General features: G+C 59.1%; 2 protein-coding genes. Both read right to left on the reverse strand.

The window, feature by feature from the left end:
* Positions 1-854, reverse strand: an 854-nt coding sequence (locus tag A6A04_RS19535; protein ID WP_156612705.1) for a hypothetical protein, incomplete at its 3' end; no start/stop codon positions are given.
* Positions 855-1,088: 234 nt separating this feature from the next.
* Positions 1,089-2,162, reverse strand: a complete 1,074-nt coding sequence (locus A6A04_RS19540; protein WP_068495701.1) for a HEAT repeat domain-containing protein — start codon at positions 2,160-2,162, stop codon at positions 1,089-1,091.
* Positions 2,163-2,239: the final 77 nt, after the last annotated feature.

A 2,239-nucleotide genomic window follows, 5' to 3' on the forward strand; every position in this document is an offset into this window, starting at 1 on the left:
CGTATCTTCGAATCATCGAAAGGCCCTATGTCCGGTGCGATGATCCGGATGAATTCGAGAGCGGGTGGGTAGCCGCGCAGAGCAGAAGCAACGGTCATGGCCTTAATGGTTTCTCCCATTTGGCGCCAGCGTTCGACCGAAGCTTCCCGTAGATCTTGATCTGAAATGGGCGTAATGCCATCGCTGTTCTCGGCAGCCAGACTCTTGAGCGGGATCGATCTCGTTATTCTCAGGCGGGTTGCTGCGGCGCTGAAAGTCTCCCCAGCACCCTTCTGAATGGCGCCGCCAATCGCTTTGATGCGAGGCAGGAGATGCCTTTTCGAAACCCCGGAAAGGGCGCGTAACATGTGGTGGCTGGCATTTCGTGCGGCTTTAAGCACCGTTTCCAAGGTCGCCGTGACGCCGCCGCGCAGTCTCTGGCCTTCATGCCCGTATCGAGGCCGCATCTCATTGGTGGGATGATAGAAAACACCTGTTCGAACCTCAGATGGCGCTCCATCTTTCGCCCGGAACTGCGCCGCAGGCTCTTCGTTGGGCATATCCAGAATTCCGTCACGTCGCCCAATGGCTTCCTTCAATGCAGAGCCCAAAGGGCGATTGGCCAGGAATGTCAACGCGTCCTGCTCTCGCTGACTGCGCTCCTCAATTGACTTCGGTGGCTGGGCTAGGGGAGACATGGCATTGGCGATGCGAGCAGCCTCTACCCGGTCAAGACCAAGGTTTTCCATGACGGGCTGCCATTCGGACGGGCCGCCAAATGCCGCCAGCAGAAAATAGTCACGCTCGAGTGTGCGGAGATCCTCCCAGCCTCGTCGGCTGCTTGAGTGTATGGGCGGAATGTATTCTGCGCACATGGGGGATCTTTCCACTGTCTGTCGCACTCCCCTTTCGTGCTACGAAAAGGTGCGACCTATCCCCAGCACTGCTGGTCTCGATTGAAGGGAGCCGAGTATCGACGACGACATTAACTGAGCACGGATACTCTAACATAGTAGGCCACGCCGAGCCCAATGACGAGGATCGCCATCAGGATCAGCCGCGCACGGCGGGCGCGCCGCTGAAGAACACGGGATGGACGGGGCCGGAGGTCAGACATGGCCCTCAGCTTCGCGAACAAGTGCAGCCAGCAGACGCTTGGCCACGACGTCAGGAGGAAATTCGCCAACCGCCTGCGCCTTGGAACCGAACTCGGAGGTGACCACCACCGTCTTTCCTTTCAACTCGCATCTGCCGATGTAGGGGATTTCATCGATCTCGACGACGATATCGTGCGGGCCAATCATGGCGGTTGTAGATCTCGGCAATCTCCGAACCCGATCGGCCACTTTTGCGGCCAACGCTGATCCACACTCATCAAGAGCCGATAACACTGCTTCGGTCAGGTCGGGCCGATCTTGCGCCACCCGACCAAGCAGCACGACGGCATCGTCGTCGGCAATGTCGGCCAAGGCATCAATCACTTCTATGCTGGGTGCCGCTTCCAACGCTTCGCTCAGCGCCTCCAGGGCATCAACCTTCCCAAATCGGCCAAGGGCGCAGGCCGCGGCAATGCGAACGCGGGGGGGCAGATCATCTAGAAGATCCAGCAAGATAGCGACAACATCAGGATCCAATCGGGCGCTGTGACAGGCAGTGGCACGGACATCAGGTTCGTCATGACGCAGCAACCGCATCGTCACTTTGGGAGGCAGGGTAACCCCGGTTCGAGCTGCGGCGGCAACAGCCAGCACCAACCCAGGCCCCTGAACCATATCTCGCGCAATGATCCGCTCCACCGCAGTCGCCGCCTCTGGGCCGCCGATTTCAACCAAGGCTTCAAGTGCCACAGCTTGCTCACGGATCAAGGTATTGAGGCCAAAGCCGGAGAACCTCTTGCAGATACCCTCAAGGGCTGGCACAGCCGCCGTCAACTTACGCCGCCCACATTCGGCCATCAGGGCGAAGATTTCCGCGATCCCAGCGGTGGCGATTCCTGCCACCAATTCTTGATCCGGCAACGAGCAGAGATCAGCAGGCGCGCGGCCATCGGCCCGCGATGAAGGCTTCGCCGATGGGAATCGCTGTTCGAATAGGTGGAGCTGACTTTGCGACATGGCCGCGATGATGCCAATTTTCTGGGAAAGAGAGAAGGCATGAAGTTCGCCGGTCCAAGCTGACGGCAAGATCGTGTCCCTTGGATTGGTGTAACAGCGCAGTCGCCGTTTGATCTCCGGCGGGCTTGGCCGGATTGATCAGGCTG

Origin of the sequence: Paramagnetospirillum marisnigri, from assembly GCF_001650715.1 — a bacterium.
Classification (GTDB): domain Bacteria; phylum Pseudomonadota; class Alphaproteobacteria; order Rhodospirillales; family Magnetospirillaceae; genus Phaeospirillum; species Phaeospirillum marisnigri.